Annotated in this window: 13 protein-coding genes; 2 read left to right on the forward strand and 11 right to left on the reverse strand. The window is 59.3% G+C overall.

Annotation, left to right across the window (positions count from 1 at the left end; all coding sequences use genetic code 11):
• Nucleotide 1: 1 nt before the first annotated feature.
• From QZ487_RS08030 to zwf, 5 genes are read right to left on the reverse strand one after another with little or no spacing between them, the layout of a single operon-like run.
• A complete protein-coding gene (locus tag QZ487_RS08030; RefSeq protein ID WP_296024165.1) occupies nt 2–2,779 on the reverse strand; it encodes a phosphoenolpyruvate carboxylase in 2,778 nt (925 codons plus the stop codon).
• Nucleotides 2,776–3,390, reverse strand: a complete 615-nt coding sequence (eda, locus tag QZ487_RS08035) for a bifunctional 4-hydroxy-2-oxoglutarate aldolase/2-dehydro-3-deoxy-phosphogluconate aldolase (RefSeq protein WP_296024167.1) — start codon at nt 3,388–3,390, stop codon at nt 2,776–2,778. Before eda ends, QZ487_RS08030 begins: the two co-directional genes overlap by 4 nt.
• The gene (glk, locus tag QZ487_RS08040; protein WP_296024168.1) at nt 3,387–4,376 is read right to left on the reverse strand and encodes a glucokinase; all 990 of its coding nucleotides are present in this window, start codon (nt 4,374–4,376) and stop codon (nt 3,387–3,389) included. Before glk ends, eda begins: the two co-directional genes overlap by 4 nt.
• Nucleotides 4,376–6,184 (reverse strand): phosphogluconate dehydratase, encoded by a 1,809-nt coding sequence (gene edd / locus QZ487_RS08045; RefSeq protein ID WP_296024169.1) that lies wholly within the window; start codon nt 6,182–6,184, stop codon nt 4,376–4,378. Before edd ends, glk begins: the two co-directional genes overlap by 1 nt.
• Nucleotides 6,177–7,640, reverse strand: coding sequence for a glucose-6-phosphate dehydrogenase (zwf, locus tag QZ487_RS08050; protein ID WP_296024170.1), 1,464 nt, complete (start codon nt 7,638–7,640; stop codon nt 6,177–6,179). Before zwf ends, edd begins: the two co-directional genes overlap by 8 nt.
• 105 nt (nt 7,641–7,745) lie before the next feature.
• Between zwf and QZ487_RS08055 the strand changes: the two genes are divergently transcribed.
• Complete coding sequence (locus tag QZ487_RS08055; protein WP_285975710.1) at nt 7,746–8,786, forward strand: LacI family DNA-binding transcriptional regulator; 1,041 nt, start codon at nt 7,746–7,748, stop codon at nt 8,784–8,786.
• 15 nt (nt 8,787–8,801) lie between these two features.
• Here QZ487_RS08055 and rimO read toward each other — a convergent pair whose 3' ends face one another.
• Nucleotides 8,802–10,175: a 30S ribosomal protein S12 methylthiotransferase RimO gene (gene rimO / locus QZ487_RS08060; protein WP_296024172.1), complete on the reverse strand. Its 1,374-nt coding sequence runs from the start codon at nt 10,173–10,175 to the stop codon at nt 8,802–8,804.
• 77 nt (nt 10,176–10,252) lie between these two features.
• On the opposite strand from rimO, the gene QZ487_RS08065 reads away from it, so the two are divergent.
• Nucleotides 10,253–10,672: a DUF1761 domain-containing protein gene (locus QZ487_RS08065; protein WP_296024173.1), complete on the forward strand. Its 420-nt coding sequence runs from the start codon at nt 10,253–10,255 to the stop codon at nt 10,670–10,672.
• A 4-nt stretch (nt 10,673–10,676) separates the two neighbouring features.
• On the opposite strand, the gene QZ487_RS08070 is transcribed toward QZ487_RS08065, so the two are convergent.
• The 5 genes from QZ487_RS08070 to sppA form a co-directional block, all read right to left on the reverse strand.
• Nucleotides 10,677–11,765, reverse strand: a complete 1,089-nt coding sequence (locus tag QZ487_RS08070; protein WP_296024174.1) for a TrkA family potassium uptake protein — start codon at nt 11,763–11,765, stop codon at nt 10,677–10,679.
• Nucleotides 11,766–11,778: 13 nt separating this feature from the next.
• Nucleotides 11,779–12,546, reverse strand: a complete 768-nt coding sequence (gene surE / locus QZ487_RS08075) for a 5'/3'-nucleotidase SurE (RefSeq protein WP_285975706.1) — start codon at nt 12,544–12,546, stop codon at nt 11,779–11,781.
• Nucleotides 12,546–13,826 carry a serine--tRNA ligase gene (gene serS / locus QZ487_RS08080; protein ID WP_296024175.1) on the reverse strand — a complete coding sequence of 427 codons (1,281 nt, stop codon included), beginning with the start codon at nt 13,824–13,826 and terminating at the stop codon, nt 12,546–12,548. The genes surE and serS overlap by 1 nt, the downstream gene beginning before the upstream one ends.
• Nucleotides 13,827–13,964: 138 nt before the next feature.
• Nucleotides 13,965–14,111 carry a hypothetical protein gene (locus QZ487_RS08085; RefSeq protein WP_285975704.1) on the reverse strand — a complete coding sequence of 49 codons (147 nt, stop codon included), beginning with the start codon at nt 14,109–14,111 and terminating at the stop codon, nt 13,965–13,967.
• 157 nt (nt 14,112–14,268) lie between these two features.
• Nucleotides 14,269–16,164 (reverse strand): signal peptide peptidase SppA, encoded by a 1,896-nt coding sequence (gene sppA / locus QZ487_RS08090; RefSeq protein WP_296024177.1) that lies wholly within the window; start codon nt 16,162–16,164, stop codon nt 14,269–14,271.
• Nucleotides 16,165–16,182: the final 18 nt, after the last annotated feature.

A 16,182-nucleotide genomic window follows, 5' to 3' on the forward strand; every position in this document is an offset into this window, starting at 1 on the left:
CTCAGCCGTGCGCGCCGAACACGTTTGCAATAGCGGTAGATAGCCTCAAACAGAGCCCGTATGCGCGCTCGATCGGATCGATATAGTCGCGCGCGATATTGGCGTAGCTTTCGCCGGTGCTGTCGGGATAGTCGCTGGGGGCATCGACCGCGAAATCGGTCATCTGCGGGAAGTGCGTTGGGAAGGCCCGGCGCATTTGCACCAAAGCATCGTCGACGCGCAGCGAGAATACCATCTCCAACACATCATCGCGGCTGATATCGTTTGCCCGGCTGAAAACCGGCACCGATACAGCGCGCAGGAACATATGCTGCAGCAACGCCAAACGCAGCGCTTGTGCAGCGCCGATCGTGCGGCGGATATTCTCACGATCCTCTAACGGATTCTCGTCCGGGATCAGATCGAGCAGGCGATGCAGCTTCAGCGCATCAACCCTCAGCCGCGATGCCAGCCGGCGATACACGCCCGCACGGTCATCCTTGGTCAGATACTCTGCCAGCGCCTCACAGGCATCGGACAGGTGGCCTTCTATGCCGCGATAAGGGCGGCTGGCCCAATAAGCGCTGTTGAACAGCTCGCCATGCGCAGCAACCGTCTTGATGCTTGCCAGCGCGTTGGAGCTTCGCGCCAGCCGGATCAGCTGGCGCCCGCGCTCGCTTTCCATGATCAGCGCTGCAAGCTCTTCATAATTGCCATCTGCCGCGCTGCCGATGCCGGAAATGATATTCACCGGATAGCCCAGCTGCTGCAGGATCGCGTTGTGCGGAATGGCGCGGATCTGGCGCAGGCTCATCTCGCGGTCAGCGCGAATATCGCTTTGGCGGCGGGAAACGCGGCTGCCGGTGGAATTCAGTAGCCCAAGGCCAAAGGCCGTCAGCGCGCGCGAATAGGTCTGGCTTTCCAGATGCTCGTGCTGATGGCGGCGAATTGCGCGATAAAAGTCCAAGCTGAGATCAGTGCGCCGATAAAACGGATCAGCCGGCGCATCTGGATCAGTATGGGCAGGTTGCAACTCGGCAATCCGGGTCAGTGTGGCGCGCGCCAGCTCTGGCGTTGCGAAGAACATATAGCCGTCGCCGCCCTGGAAGCTGACTTCAGGCTCAAGCTTGATTCCTGCGCGCGCGAAACGTCGCTTGGCCCACGGGCTTAGCGGCCAGGTCAGACGGTCTTCGAAACTGTCCGGATGCGCTCCGCGGCCCATGCTCTCGCCGTGAGTGTTGAAGATCAGCGCTGCAACATCGTTCAGACCATTCTTGTCCATCGCTTCGCTCAGGCGACCCTGCAGCCGCTCGATCGCCAGACTGGCGGGCAATTGCCCGACAAACCGTCCCGCATCGGAGAAGCCCGTTTGGATTGCCAGCCGGCCACGTTTGCGCACGTAGTCTTGATAGATTTCTTCGCGGCACAGGGCATCCAGGAAACGCCCACCGTGCTCAAGCGCGCCCTCTGTCTCGAACAAGGGGGAGACATCAACCTTGTCCTCGATCCCGAACAGCTTGGCGAAATAGAGCGCCGCCAGAATCGTGGAGGGCTGCTCGCATTCCGCAATCAGCATGCGGATCGGTGCGTCCCCATCGATATGCTCGATGATCTGCGCCATCGCGATGAATTGGCGGATCGCGGTCGAGCTCTCGATCGCCAGTGCGGCAAAGTTGGTCCGCAGCGGCTTAACCCGGGCAAGAATGTCGCGCAGCGCCACCATGGCGCCTTTGCTGGCCAGGTCGAGCGTGTTGTTCGGGTCAATCCGGCGACGGATCGCATTGTGGAGCTGGCTTGAATTTACCCGGAAATGGATCCAGCCCATGCCAAGTCCGTCGGCACGCATCCCTGCAGCAAGCGTTTTGAGCTGCACTGCGCGCGCCACGTCAGCACCGGCCGCTTCTTCTTCCAGCGATGTGATGATCGGCGCTAGGCTGAGCAGTTTGTGCGGATGATCCGCTGTCAGCGTGTTTGCCGCTTTCGACAATGCCTCGGGCTCGCTCAAGTCTTCCGCGAAATCGGCAGCTCTCGCTTCAGCATAGGCGCGGGCAGGGCGCAGTGTCTCAAGTAGCGCGTGTTGCTCGTCGATAGCTTCAAGAGATGCTGTATAGCGCTGTAATCGGGCAACTTTTTCAGAAAAGCGGAAGCCGATCGAATCGAACCATTTGATGTCGGTTCGTCCGTCCATGTCGTAACCGACCCAGCTTGCAAAACGGAAAGGCAGCGGCGCAAAGTCGTGCCACTGGTCGGGAAACCTGTCTGCGGCTTGCTCTAGCACTTCACCAACAATGGCATCGCGCGCATCCTGCGCATTGGCAATCGCGCGCATGGCGCGACCATGTTCGTATTCCAGTGTCACTGCTGGGCGGTCGGCATTGGCGACACAGGCGTTCGCGCCGATATCTTCTTCGCTGCTCGCAGCATCGGCAACCGCTGCCGATTGCGCCGGCGTTAGAAGAAAGGTTGGATGGGCGGTGAACACCGCGTGCAGTTGCGGGCGTTCCCAGCGCGCACGGAAGGCGTCGAAATCTTCTTCCGTCAGCGCGGCCGCCAGCGCGGCATGGTTCTTTGCTGGCGAAACCGGTGCGACCAATCGCCGCAAGCGCTTGGCGCGGCTTTGCATGCTCTGGCATTCCAGTTCCGCGACCAGCGCCTCGATCGCGTCAAGATTGATCTCGCTCGATTCAAGTTTGCGAGAGAGATCAAGGCCCAGCTGAAAGACAGGATTGAACAGTGGCGTCTCTCGCGTACGCGCATGGAGGCCGCTCAGATGTTCAAGAAGATCGCTGACGTTCTTCATGAACCAAGCTGCGCCGCATCGAGGGCGAGCGTTTCAATCATGGCCTTGTCCGGCACGCCCCGCGGCGAAACCCAGCTGCCGCCCACACACAGCACAGCGTCATGGGCAAGCCATTCTGCCGCATTGTCTGGCCCGATCCCGCCTGTTGGGCAGAATTTTACATGGCCGAATGGCGCGGACAGCGCCTTTAACGCGGGCAAGCCACCCGCCGCCATAGCGGGAAAGAATTTAAAATGCCTCAGGCCCAAATCCAGCCCGCGCATGATATCGCTGGCGTCCGCTGTTCCGGGCAGGAAGGCGACTTGCGAAGCGATTGCTGCGCGTGCAAGTGGTTCTGTGAGTCCGGGCGAGACGATGAATTCCGCGCCTGCTTCCAGCGCGTCTTCCAATTCGTCTGCATTCGTCACAGTACCCGCGCCCACTACCGCACCCGGCACTTGCTTCATTGCCTTGATCGCATCGAGTGCCACAGGGGTACGCAATGTGACTTCAAGCGCGCGCAGTCCGCCTGCGACCAGTGCTTCGGCCAACGGCACAGCATGTTCTAGCTCGTCGATCACGATCACGGGCACAACAGGTGCCAAGCGCATGACGCTTTCCACGTCCATCATTTCGAATGTTCCCTTGCAAATGCCGCTGCCGCGCCGAACAGGCCGGGTTGCGGGTGCACAATCAGTTTAACAGGCATGTTCGCCATCATTCCGGCAAAGCGCCCTTTGGCGGCAAAACGGTCAGCAAAGCCCGACGCGAGCAGTGTGTCGCGGATGCGATAGCCGAGGCCGCCCGCGATCACGACGCCACTGGCGCCTTGGGCCAATGCGATGTCACCTGCGACCGAGCCCAAAGCCAGGCAGAAGCGATCCACAGCCGCCGATGCTAAGCTGTCTTTGTTTGTCGTGCCACGTGTCCAGATCGCGCGGTCATCAAGGTCGGGATCGATCGAGCGGTGCTCCAAGGCGGCAAGCGTCTGATAAATGTCGACAATTGCAGGGCCCGATACGACGCGTTCGTCAGACACGCGATTGTGCCGCTTGCGCAGCCGCGCGAGGATGGCGTCTTCAATGCTGTCGAGCGGGGCATAGTCGCCGTGCCCACCTTCGGTGGCTTGGACGCGGTAGCTTCCGTCTTCATCGCGGTAGAAGTGCGCCACGCCAAGCCCGGTGCCAGGGCCGACAACGCTAATGGTTCCGGAAGCAGGCAGATCCTCTTCGGGTCCCGCCAGATGCAGGAATTGTTCGTTCGGTGCGCGTGCTGCAGCGTGCGCAACAGCAGCAAAATCATTCACGATCGTGAAATGCGTGCAGCCCAGCTTTTCCTCGATCAATGGCGGGCGGATGATCCACGGGTTGTTGGTGAAGCGGATCAGATCGTGCTTTACCGGCCCGGCGACAGCCATAGTGACAGCAGACGGAAGCGAGCCGCCCTTGCGTTTGCGGAAATCCTCCCATGCAGTCTGAAAGCTCGCATGATCACTGGTGTTTAGTGTTTCGGGCTCGTCCAGCGTAATCGCGCCATCGGCGGCGATCTGAGCCAAGGCAAAGCGCGCGTGTGTGCCGCCGATATCGACGGTAACGATCTCGGTTACGCCGCCGCTCATCAAAGCCCCGCTGTTTTCAGCATCGCGCTGCCGCCTTGCTCCGCGCCGTCTGCCAGATTGCGGAACATGGCGAAAAGCTCACGCCCTACGCCCACATCCGCCGCTGGATCGGGCACGGGTGCCCGGCTGTCGAGATCGGCGGTGGTCGAAAGCTCGCCGGTCGTTGCGCATACACGCACAATGTCTCCATCGCGCAGTTTGGCCAGCGGTCCGCCGCCGAGCGCTTCGGGTGTGACATGAATCGCGGCGGGGACCTTGCCCGATGCGCCCGACATGCGGCCATCAGTCACCAGCGCAACGCGGTACCCGCGATCCTGCAAGACGCCGAGCGGCGGCGTCAGGCTGTGCAATTCGGGCATGCCATTGGCGCGCGGTCCCTGGAAACGGACCACGACCACAACATCCTTGTCCAGCTCGCCCGCTTTGAACGCCGCTGCGACAGAAGGCTGATCTTCGAATACGCGGCATGGTGCCTCGACAGTGTAGCGTTCTTTGGCAACTGCGGAGGACTTGAAACAGCCGCGGCCCAGATTGCCTTGTACCAGCCGCATGCCGCCATCGGCCTGAAACGGATCGCTGGCGGGTTTGAGCATGGTTTCATCGCCGCTTGACCCGACCTCGCGCCAGACGAGCTCGTCATTCTCGTCGAGGCCTGGTTCTTTACCGTATGCCGAAAGATCGCCATCCCACACGGTCAGGATGTCGCGGTGCGCCAGACCTGCGTCGAGCAATTCGCGGATCACATATCCCATCCCGCCTGCGGCATGGAAATGATTCACATCGCCTTCGCCATTGGGATAGACGCGCGCGATCAGCGGCACGACGCTGGAAAGCTCGCTGAGATCATTCCAATCGAATTGAACGCCCGCTGCACGAGCCATTGCGGGGATATGGATCGCGTGGTTGGTTGATCCGCCGGTGGCGAGCAGGCCGACGGCAGCGTTGATGATCGCTTTTTCGTCAACCATCTTTGCCATCTTGCGTTCACGCGTCCCGGCTAGCTCGACCAAGCGATGCACCGCGGCGCGATCCAGCGCTTGGCGCAATTTTGTGCCGGGCTGGATGAAGGCGCTGCCGGGGATGTGCATCCCCATCATCTCCATCATCATCTGGTTCGAATTAGCGGTGCCGAAGAAGGTACAAGTACCGGGCGAATGATAGCTGGCGCTTTCGCTTTCGAGCAGTTCGGCGCGGGTCGCCTTGCCTTCTGCATAAAGCTGGCGGACTCGCTGTTTTTCCTTGTTGGCAATCCCGCTGGGCATCGGGCCAGATGGCACGAAAACGGCGGGCAAATGGCCGAAACGCAGCGCACCTATCATCAGGCCGGGCACGATCTTGTCGCAAATGCCCAGCAGCGCCACGCCCGAATACATTTGATGGCTCAACGCGACACCGGTCGACAGCGCGATCACATCTCGGCTGAAGAGCGAGAGTTCCATCCCGTCCTCGCCCTGTGTCACACCGTCACACATGGCAGGCGTGCCGCCAGCCACTTGCGCGGTAGCGCCAACTTCACGGGCGTAGACCTTCAGTCGTTCAGGGTAGCGGCCATAGGGCTGATGCGCGGACAGCATATCGTTGTAAGCGCTCACGATGCCGATATTGGGGCTCGTACCTTGGCGGAGCGTCTCCTGATCTTCGACCGCACCGGCAAAAGCGTGCGCGAGATTCGAACAGGATACCGCATTCATATCGGGCATGCGGTCCGCTTCGCGATCCATCAGATCCAGGTAGGACTGACGGCTATCGCGCGACTTTTCGATCACGCGCGCGGTCACTTTGGCAATAGTTGAGTTCAATTCACTCATGCCAGCTTACTCCGTCACGTTCTGTCAGCGCTATGGCGGCGCTTGGGCCCCAACTGCCCGCTGTATAGGTTTTCGGTGTTTGCCCGCTCGATTGCCAAACCTCGCGAATGGCATCGATCCACTGCCACTGCGCCTCTACCTCGTCACGACGAACGAATAGCGTCTGATCACCTTCGATCAGATCCAGCAGCAGCCGTTCGTAGGCGATCCGGCGGTGTTGCCCTACAAAGGCATCAGGCATGGCAATATCCAAAGGAACCTGGCGAAGTCGAATGCCTTCGCGGTCAAGCCCGGGCACTTTGGTCATAAGTGACAAAGTGACATTCTCTTCCGGCTGGATTCCGATCACCAGCCGGTTGGGCTGCATCGTCGCGCCTTTGCCAGCAAAGATCGAATGCGGCACGCAGCGAAATTGAACTACGATTTCGGTCACACGCTCAGGCAGGCGTTTGCCGGTACGCAGGTAAAACGGCACGCCTTTCCAGCGCCAATTGTCGACATGGCCCTTTATCGCAACGAACGTCTCGGTGCCGGAATCCTTGCCGAGTTCGTCATCATAGCCTGGCACGGCTTCGCCACTGATTGCGCCAGCGCGATATTGTCCGATTACAGTATCTCCGACTGCAACTTTTCGAAGGGCACGCAGGACTTTGACCTTCTCGTCGCGCACGGCAGTTGCGTCAAAGTCGCTGGGCGGCTCCATGGCTACCAATGCAAGCAATTGCAGCATGTGGTTCTGTACCATGTCGCGCAGTGCGCCACTGTCGTCATAATAGCTGACGCGCGATTCCAGACCGATAGTCTCAGCGACAGTGATCTGGACGTGGTCAATATGCGCTGCATTCCAGATCGGTTCGAACATGAGGTTCGCAAACCTCAGCGCGAGCAGGTTCTGGACCGTCTCCTTGCCTAAATAGTGGTCGATCCGGAAAATCCGGTCCTCCGGAAATGCGGTCGCGACTGCATCATTGATCTCGCAGCTTGAACTAAGGTCGGTGCCAAGCGGTTTTTCCAGGCACATGCGCACGTTTGCGCCGTCGAGCCCGGCATGCTGCAAGCCTTTTATGGTCGGTTCAAACAGACTGGGTGCTGTCGACAGGAAGATTGCCAGGCCTTGCTTGGGCTCACCGACCTTTTCCGCCAGTTCCTTGAACCCATCCAGCGAAGTTGCATCAAGCGGTTGATAGCTGAGTCGGTTCAGGAATTCTGCCATTCCGCCGCGTCGCTCGGCGGGCATATACTTTTCCAAAGCTTCGCGGGCGAAGTTGCGGAATTCCGCATCGGACATTTCAGACCGAGCTGTGCCAATGATCTTCAAATCAGGAGCGATCAGGCCGTCAGCATGCAGCGCGCTGAGCGAAGGCAAAAGCATACGCTGCGCGAGGTCACCTGTGGCCCCGAACAGCAAGATTCGGTCAGCGGTAAACTGTTCGCTGCCTGTCGAAGACACTTCCATCTAAACGCTTCTCCCAAGGATGGTCTCACCACCATCTAGCGCACCGCACAATTCTCGGCCATAGCATCGCATAGCTATGCACGGACCGTAACAAGAATTTCGGCCATGAAAGGGAGAGAAATGGACGCGACCCGCAAGCCTATGCGCGTCACAAGTTTTGACGTGGCTGAAAAGGCTGGCGTCAGCCAGTCGACAGTTTCGCGCGCATTGTCTGGTTCCGCTGTTATTACAGAGGCAACGCGAACCCGCGTTCTCGAAGCCGCAAGCGAACTGGGCTATTTCGTTGACGAACGCGCAGCGCGACTGCGGCGCGGGCATACAGGCACGTTGGCGACAGTTGTGATATCAAAGCCGGGCGGCGGTGCGCGCGATGTCAATCCGTTCTCCTACGCCTTGCTGGGGGGCATCTGCGCAGCTGCCGCGGATCGCGGGCTGGAAGTCCTGGTCTCTCTGCAAGCCGACGAAGACAAGCTGTTCGGCCACTATGTCGAACGCGGGCAGGCAGAAGGGCTGATCGTGATCGGCACCACCGCAAATCGCGCAGCTTGGGACTATTTCCGCAAAGTGGGCGAGACGAGCCAGCCGATCGCCTATTGGGGCTCGCCCTTGGGTGATCTCGACTGGGTCAGTTCGGACAATGATGCTGGTGCGCGGCTGGCAGCTGACCACCTTGTGCAGCGCGGGTGCAAGAATCTCGTGTGCATCGGGTCGCACGATTCGGTTCAGCGCCAGTTTGCCGAACGCACGGACAGTTTTCTCGATCAAGCCAGGAAGCTCGGCAAATCTGCGGAACTGATTGAAATCGAACACGGTCGGGAACGCCGCGAACAGGGGCGCCTTGCGGCCAAAGCGCTGATCGACAGTGGCAAGGCGTTTAACGGCGTGTTCGCCGTGTGTGACGCCATTGCGTTTGGAGTTCTGGAAGCATTTCAGGCCGCAGGAATCGAAATGCCGGGCAAGGTCAAAGTCGTCGGTTTCGACGGGATCCCTGCTGGCGAGCTCTCAAATCCGCCTCTTTCGACCATTGAGCCCGATCTTGATCAGGCGGGTCGCTTGCTGGTTGAAGCGGTGACAGCTGGTGAAGAGGTAGAACATCCCAGCATACGGCGTGTACGGGTGCGCTTGCTGGAGCGGGCAAGTAGTTAGGGCGGCCCTTTTAGGCTAGGCAATCACCCCGAACAGATCGTGCGCGTCGGCATCTTCGATTTCGACCTGTACAATGTCACCTGACTTGAGCGTCGCCGCGACATTGCGGAGATAAACCGCACCATCGATTTCTGGCGCATCGGCCTGTGATCTGCCGGTTGCGCCGATGTCGCCATCTTCGTCTGGCTCGCCCACCTCATCGATGATCACGAGCAAGGTCTTGCCGATCTTTGCCTCAAGTTTAGCCGCGCTGATCTGCTCGGTCACTTCCATCACGCGGGCATAGCGCTCTTCTTTGACCTCCTCAGGCACGTGATCGGGCAGCGCATTGGCCTGCGCACCTTCGACCGGCTCGAAACGGAACGCGCCAACGCGGTCGAGCTGAGCCTCCTCCAGCCAATCGAGCAGATACTGGAAATCTTCTTCGGTCTCGCCCGGAAAGCCGACGACGAAGCTCGAACGCACGGCGATATCGGGGCAGATTTGGCGCCAACCCTTCAGCCGCTCAAGCACCTTTGCTTCGTTCGCGGGGCGCTTCATTGCCTTGAGCACTTTGGGCGAAGCGTGCTGGAAAGGGATGTCGAGGTATGGCGTAAGCAAGCCTTCCGCCATCAGCGGGATCACCGCATCGACATGCGGGTATGGATAGACATAGTGGAGGCGCACCCACGGCTGTTCGCCATCCGGTGCTTTGAGTTGCCCCAGTTCACGCGCCAGATCGGTCATATGCGCGCGCACTTCGCGGCCCTTCCACGTCCGGGCCTCATGTCGTGTATCGACACCGTAGGCAGACGTATCCTGGCTGATCACCAGCAGTTCTTTCGTGCCCGCCGCCACCAGTTTTTCTGCTTCGCGCAGGACAGCATCGACCCGCCGACTAGCGAGTTTTCCGCGCAGGTCCGGGATAATGCAGAATGCACAGGAGTGATTGCAGCCTTCGCTGATCTTCAGATAGCTATAGTGACGCGGAGTGAGTTTTACATCCGGCTGCGGGATGAGGTCTACAAATGGGCCTTGGCTTGGTGGCGCATGCTTATGCACTGCTTCCACGACCTGTTCGTATTGATGCGCGCCAGTTACGGCCAGAACTTGCGGGTGAGCAGCGCGGATCGCGTCAGCTTTTTCGCCCATACATCCTGTCACAATCACACGGCCATTTTCAGCGATCGCTTCGCCAATCGCGGCCAGGCTTTCTTCCTTGGCGGAATCGAGAAAGCCGCAAGTGTTGACCAGCACCACGTCAGCCCCGGTATAATCCGGGCTCATCGCATAACCATCGGCGCGCAGGCGCGTGAGAATACGTTCGGAATCGACCAGCGCCTTTGGGCAGCCGAGTGAAACCATGCCAACTTTCTTGGCTTCGGGTAATTGCGTGGCAGTTTTGTTCATAGTTGGCGCGCCCACTACACGAGCGCGCGCAAACGCGCTAGCCAGTCTCTATCGGACCGGATTTCGGGGAGGATGTTATGGATCTGTTTGCCGTCAATTGGATTGGTGTTTTTCTCGCTGCCTTCGCAGGGTTTGTTGTTGGCGGGATATGGTATGGCCCGGTCATGGGCAAAAAGTGGATGGGCGCGGTTGGCCTGACCGAAGAAAAGATCAAGGAAGGCAATATGCCGCTGATCTATGGCGGTGCGTTACTGTTCTCGCTGCTCGCCAGCTGGACGTTGGCACACACTTTTCATAGCTATGCTGATGTCGGCGCTGATTTGTCAGTTGTCGCAAAGATCATGACAGCATTCGGTGCGGCGCTGGGGTTCATTGTCCCGGCTATCGGCACGAATTATCTCTTCAGCCAGAAAAGCAAAGGGCTGTTCTTTATCGACGCGAGCTATTGGCTATTGTTCTATATCGCGATGGGAACGGTGCACGCTTATCTGCCCTAGGGCTTCAGGCGCCATCACCGTTTGTTTCGCCATTCGTGGTCGGGACAATCTCGACCACGACATCGCCTGCCTCAAGTTGCTGGCACTCGTCTTCCCAGAAGCCGAGAACTTTGCCGCCGCGATAGACCCGCAAACCGCGCCCGCCCGAGCTGAGTTCGCTGATGGATTTGCCGGCTTCTTCGGATGTGACCTTGCGTTCGACCAATTGGACGCGGCCGGTGACTGAGGCGAGGTCTGCCAGATAATCCGCGATATGCGCGCCCTTGGCGCTTCCGGCCAGCAGCAACCCGGTAAAGCGCACCGGATTGATCACATTGTTCGCGCCGGCTTGCCGCGCGAGTATCTCGTTATCGTCCGCACGTACGACAACGCTGATCGGCACGTCCGGCGCAAGATGGCGCACCGTCAGCACGATCAGGATCGAAGTGTCATCGCGGCCTGCCGAAACCAGGACGTTCTGCGCCTGGTGGATACGTACAGCTTCCAAAGTGGAATCGCGGGTTGCGTCTGCCGCAATGACGTTGCAGCCGAGCTTTTCCGCCTCTTTCAGCCGTTCTTCGCTTGGGTCCACAACCACGATATTGCGCGCGTCCGTGCCGCGTTCAATCAGTTCATTCACGCTCTCAGAGCCGGAGATACCGAACCCCAGAACGATGATGTGACCTTCGAGGTTTTCCTGAATACGGGCCATGCGCCACTTCTCCCAGCTGCGCTTGATGATGAAATTATAGGCTGTGCCAACGAAAATGAAGAACACTGCAAAGCGGATCGGTGTCACGATGATCGCTTCAACCATGCGCGCACGATCTGTAACCGGTGTGATATCGCCAAAACCGGTCGTTGTGACAGAGATCATCGTGAAATAGACGACATCGAGGAAGCTGACATCGCCATCGACTGCATCCTGAAGTCCGCCGCGATCCCACCAATGGATCAGGACAACAATCGAAAGCAGCAGAAGGGCAAGGCCCAGACGGATGCTAAGGTCGCCCCACACCGGCACATTGACCGCACGCCTTAGGGGCTTAAATCCCTTGCCGCGAACGCGCCGTTGCGGGTGAGATGGCACAATTCTGTCGAGCGGCTTTTTCATTCCTGTCGTAGATCTAATGCCCTTCGAAGCGCTGCGCCAGCCCTGCCAGCGAAGCATGATGGGTCAGGTCAAGCTGTAGCGGAGTGATGGAGATACAATCATCGGCGATCGCTTCCAGATCTGTGCCATGATCGGGAGTATGTTCAATCGCATCCAGCCCAAACCAGTAATAGCGCTGGCCGCGCGGATCACGCGCTTCGATCACACTGCTGCGATCATAGTCATGAAAGCCTTGGCGAACCACGCGCATTCCCTGGACATCTTCCGGCGCGCGGCAGGGAAAGTTGATGCTGACCAGAGTGCGCAGTTCGAACGGCGCATCAAGCAGCGGCTGAATCGCTCTCGGGCCCCAGTGGCGCGCGGCGGCAAAGCGGTCATCCCAAGCGGGACGTTCCTGCTTCATCACCTGGCTCATCGCGATCGACTTGATGCCAGCAAGCGCGCCTTCCATCGCAGCGGACACTGTGCCTGAATAGGTAAGGTCATCGCCCAGATTGGCGCCCGCATTGACGCCTGACAGGATCAGATCGGGTGGGCTGTCGAGTACTTGCTTGAGGCCGATCGAGATCGCATCGGTCGGCGTGCCGGTGACTGACCAGCGTCGCGCGCTGTGCTTGCGCAAGCGGACCGGCATGGACAGCGTCAGAGAGTGCCCCGCACCCGTCTGATTGTCCGAAGGCGCGCAGACCCATACATCGTCGCTGAATTGACGCGCGATCTCTTCCAGCACCACGAGGCCGGGGGCATGGATCCCGTCATCATTGGTGACTAATATGCGCATCAGGCCGCTGGCTCCAGCTTGGTCAAGCCGCCCATGTAGGGGTGCAATGCGTCGGGCACTGTTATGCTACCATCGGCGTTCTGGTAATTCTCCAGCACGGCGACCAGCGTCCGCCCGACTGCCAAGCCCGATCCATTCAATGTGTGTACGAATTCGGTCTTCTTTTCGCCTTCGGGGCGATAGCGGGTTTTCATCCGCCGCGCCTGGAAATCGCCAGTGTTCGAGCACGAGCTGATTTCGCGATAGGCGCCCTGTCCGGGCAGCCAGACCTCCAGATCGTAAGTCTTGCGCGCGCCAAAGCCCATGTCGCCGGTGCACAGCAAAACTTTGCGATATGGCAGGTCAAGCGCTTGCAGGATGGCCTCGGCAGCTTCGGTCATGCGTTCATGTTCGGCTTCGCTATCTTCCGGACGAACGATGCTGACCAGTTCGCATTTTTCGAACTGATGCTGACGGATGAAGCCGCGCGTATCCTTGCCAGCCGCACCGGCTTCGCTGCGGAAGCAAAGCGTCAGGCCAGTTAGTCGCATGGGCAGGGCGCTATCGTCGAGAATCTCGCCCATTACCGAAGCTGTCAGGCTGACTTCGGACGTGGGGATCAGCCAGCGATCATCCGTTGTGCGAAAGCTATCTTCTGCAAACTTTGGCAGTTTGTCGGTGCCGTACATGGCATCGTCTTTGACGAGTACGGGAGGATTGCATTCGGTATAGCCATATTCACGGGTTTGCCGGTCGAGCATGAACTGGCCCAGTGCGCGGTGCAGCCGTGCCATGTCGCCACGCAGGAATGTGAACCGCGCGCCGGAAATCTTTGCGCCGGTGTCGAACTCCATGCCGAGATTGGGGCCGATATCCGCATGCTCCTTCGACTCGAAGTCAAAGCTGCGCTTTTCGCCCCAGGTCGATACTTCGACGTTGTCGCTCTCGTCAGCGCCATCGGGCACATCGTCAGCCGGCAGGTTTGGAATGACTGCAAGCATATCCTCCAACTGCTTTTCTGCGGCGCGTGAAGTTTCTTCAAGGGCGGGCAGCGTCTCCTTCAGCTCGGATACTTCGGCTTTAAGCGCGTCGGCGGTTTCTTTGTCGCCTTTGCCCATGGCCTGACCGATCAGCTTTGATGCTTCGTTTCGGCGGTTCTGCGCTTCTTGCAGGCGCGTCGCGGAGGCACGGCGAACCTCGTCGGCTTCGATCAGCTTAGCGGATACAGGCTCTAGCCCGCGCCGTACCAGCTTTGCGTCAAAGGCTTCCGGGTTCTCTCGGATAAATCGGATATCATGCATGGGCAGCGCCTATGCACGAGGCCAGAATGCATTTCCAGTGATTAGCGCGCGAACCGGACTTGCTGCACAAAGATTGCGGCGCTGACCCGCAAGATGCAGGTCAGGGCCACAGGGAAAGCTGGTGGTATTGGGACTCGCTTAGAAGCGGATCTCGCCAGTCACGAAGACCGGGCGCGGATCGCCATAGAAGCCGGTCAGCGTTCCTTCGAGGCCCAGCGTTGACGCGAGGGGCGCTCCGCTTGTTCCGCAGCGGGCGAATGCCGCACCGGTTTGGGCGAAATTCACGCCTGGGCCTTGATAGGGATGAATGTCTTTGTTGGCCTGCGCTTTGCAATATGGGACAAAGGCAATCGAACGCCGGAAGAGGTCGCTGCGACTGTCAATGACATGCTAGCCAACGGGATTGCCCGAAAAGGCCAGAGCTAGGCTGTTTCGACAACGGTTAGTTTGCCAGGATTGCCCTGAGCCTTGCGAGCCATCCTTTGATCGCAGCGCCATCGGTTCCGCGCACTTCACGCGGGCATTCCAGGCAATAGGCCTGAACCCCTTGCACCATTGTCAATCGTTCAAGATCTCCAAGCGCGCGTGAGACCTGGCCGGTCTGCTGCCGCGCGAACACGGCGAACATATCGCCGGCAGGCGCGCGAGCTTCCGAATTGTTCGTCAGTATCTGCCGGATCAGCGAATCATAGCTCGTTTCCGCGCTTCCCAGCCGTTTGGCATGCCAGCCATTGTCTTCCAGACCCGCTTCTTTGGCGGCCCATTCGAGCGCCTCTTGCAGCCCGCCGAACTGGTCGACCAACCCAAGCTGGCGTGCAGTGCCGCCGTCCCAGACGCGGCCCTGCCCGATCTCGTCCACCCGCGCAGCGTCCATTCCGCGTCCCTCAGCGACCTGGTTCAGGAAATCGCGGTAGCTGTCCTCTACGCTTGCTTGCAGAATGGCATCCACCTCTGGCGTGAAGCCATCGAAGATATCCGGCTGGCCAGACAGCGGCGTGGTTCGGATTCCGTCCGCATTGATGCCGAACCGTTCGGCTGTGCCTTCGAACGTCGGAATAACCGAGAATACACCGATTGAGCCGGTTACTGTCTCTGGCTGAGCGAAAATCCGGTCTCCGGTTGAAGCGATCGCATAGCCAGCGCTCGCTGCGATGTTCGCCATTGATACCGCGATGGGAATATCCTTATCCTTGTGACGCAAAATCGCGCGACGGATCTGCTCAGATCCGGTCATGGTGCCGCCCGGCGTGTCGATGCGGACAACCAGCGCCGCCAGATCATCATTCAAGGCATTGTCGAGCAGTTCAGCAATCCGGTCTCCGCCGGCGGTTCCAGGGCCCGCTTCACCGTCAACAACATTACCGGCGATTGTAACGATGCCGATCGCCCGGCCACTTCGATCCTCACCAACATCAGCGAGATATGGCCTGAGGTCGGTCGATGCAAAGGCGCCCGGCATGTCGTTCCAGCTGTCCTTGCCGGCCAATTCCGCTACGCGGTCTCCCCATTCAACTCGGCTGCCAATCTTGTCGACCAGACCAGCGTTCAGCGCCGCTGTGGCAAGATCTCCATTGGCTGATTGGATCCACTCCACGGGGTCCGACGTCACGCGTTCAAGGTCAGCCGCTGGCCGCGCTTTCTTCACATTGGCTTGCCACTCTTCCCACAAGGATGCGAGCAGGCCGCCGATGTTCTCGCGTGCTTCGGGAGATAGAGTATTGCGTGAATAAGGCTCTGTCGCGGCCTTGAATGTGCCAACGCGGTAGATCCGCGCGTTAACGCCATACTCTTCGAGCAGATCACCAAACATCAGAAAGGACCCGCCAGGCCCCGCTGCGATGGCGCCACCCAATGGATCAACCCATACCTCGCTCGCGTTCGCAGCCAGATGCAACGCGTCGTCTGAATAGGCCAGCGCATAGGCAACAACCGGTTTTTCCGCCGCGCGAACCCGCGCCAGCGCGTCGCCGATTTCCTGCATATGGACCTGTCCACCGCCCAGAAAACGCGAGAGATCAAGCGCGACCGCTTTGATACGATCATCGCCCGCGGCTGCGTCAATCGCGCGGACAAGCTCGTTTACTTCAAATTCGGTGACAGGCGCCTGCTGGTTGATAAACGCCTGGATCGGATCGATGACTGCGCGTTCCTCGACAACATAGCCGTCCAGTTCAAGCAGCAATGCGCCATCGTGAACCATGCCGGGGCTAGGGCGCGCAGACAGGATCGCAAACAGCATCGCAAAGAACAGCAGCATGAACAGCAGAACCAAGCCATCCTTGATCCCGACCAGAAGCCGCCAAACCTTGCCTGCAAAACTCATATTGTCATCTTTCAATCGGGTACTGTGTACATA

Source organism: uncultured Altererythrobacter sp., assembly GCF_913057185.1.
Taxonomy (GTDB): domain Bacteria; phylum Pseudomonadota; class Alphaproteobacteria; order Sphingomonadales; family Sphingomonadaceae; genus Erythrobacter; species Erythrobacter rubellus.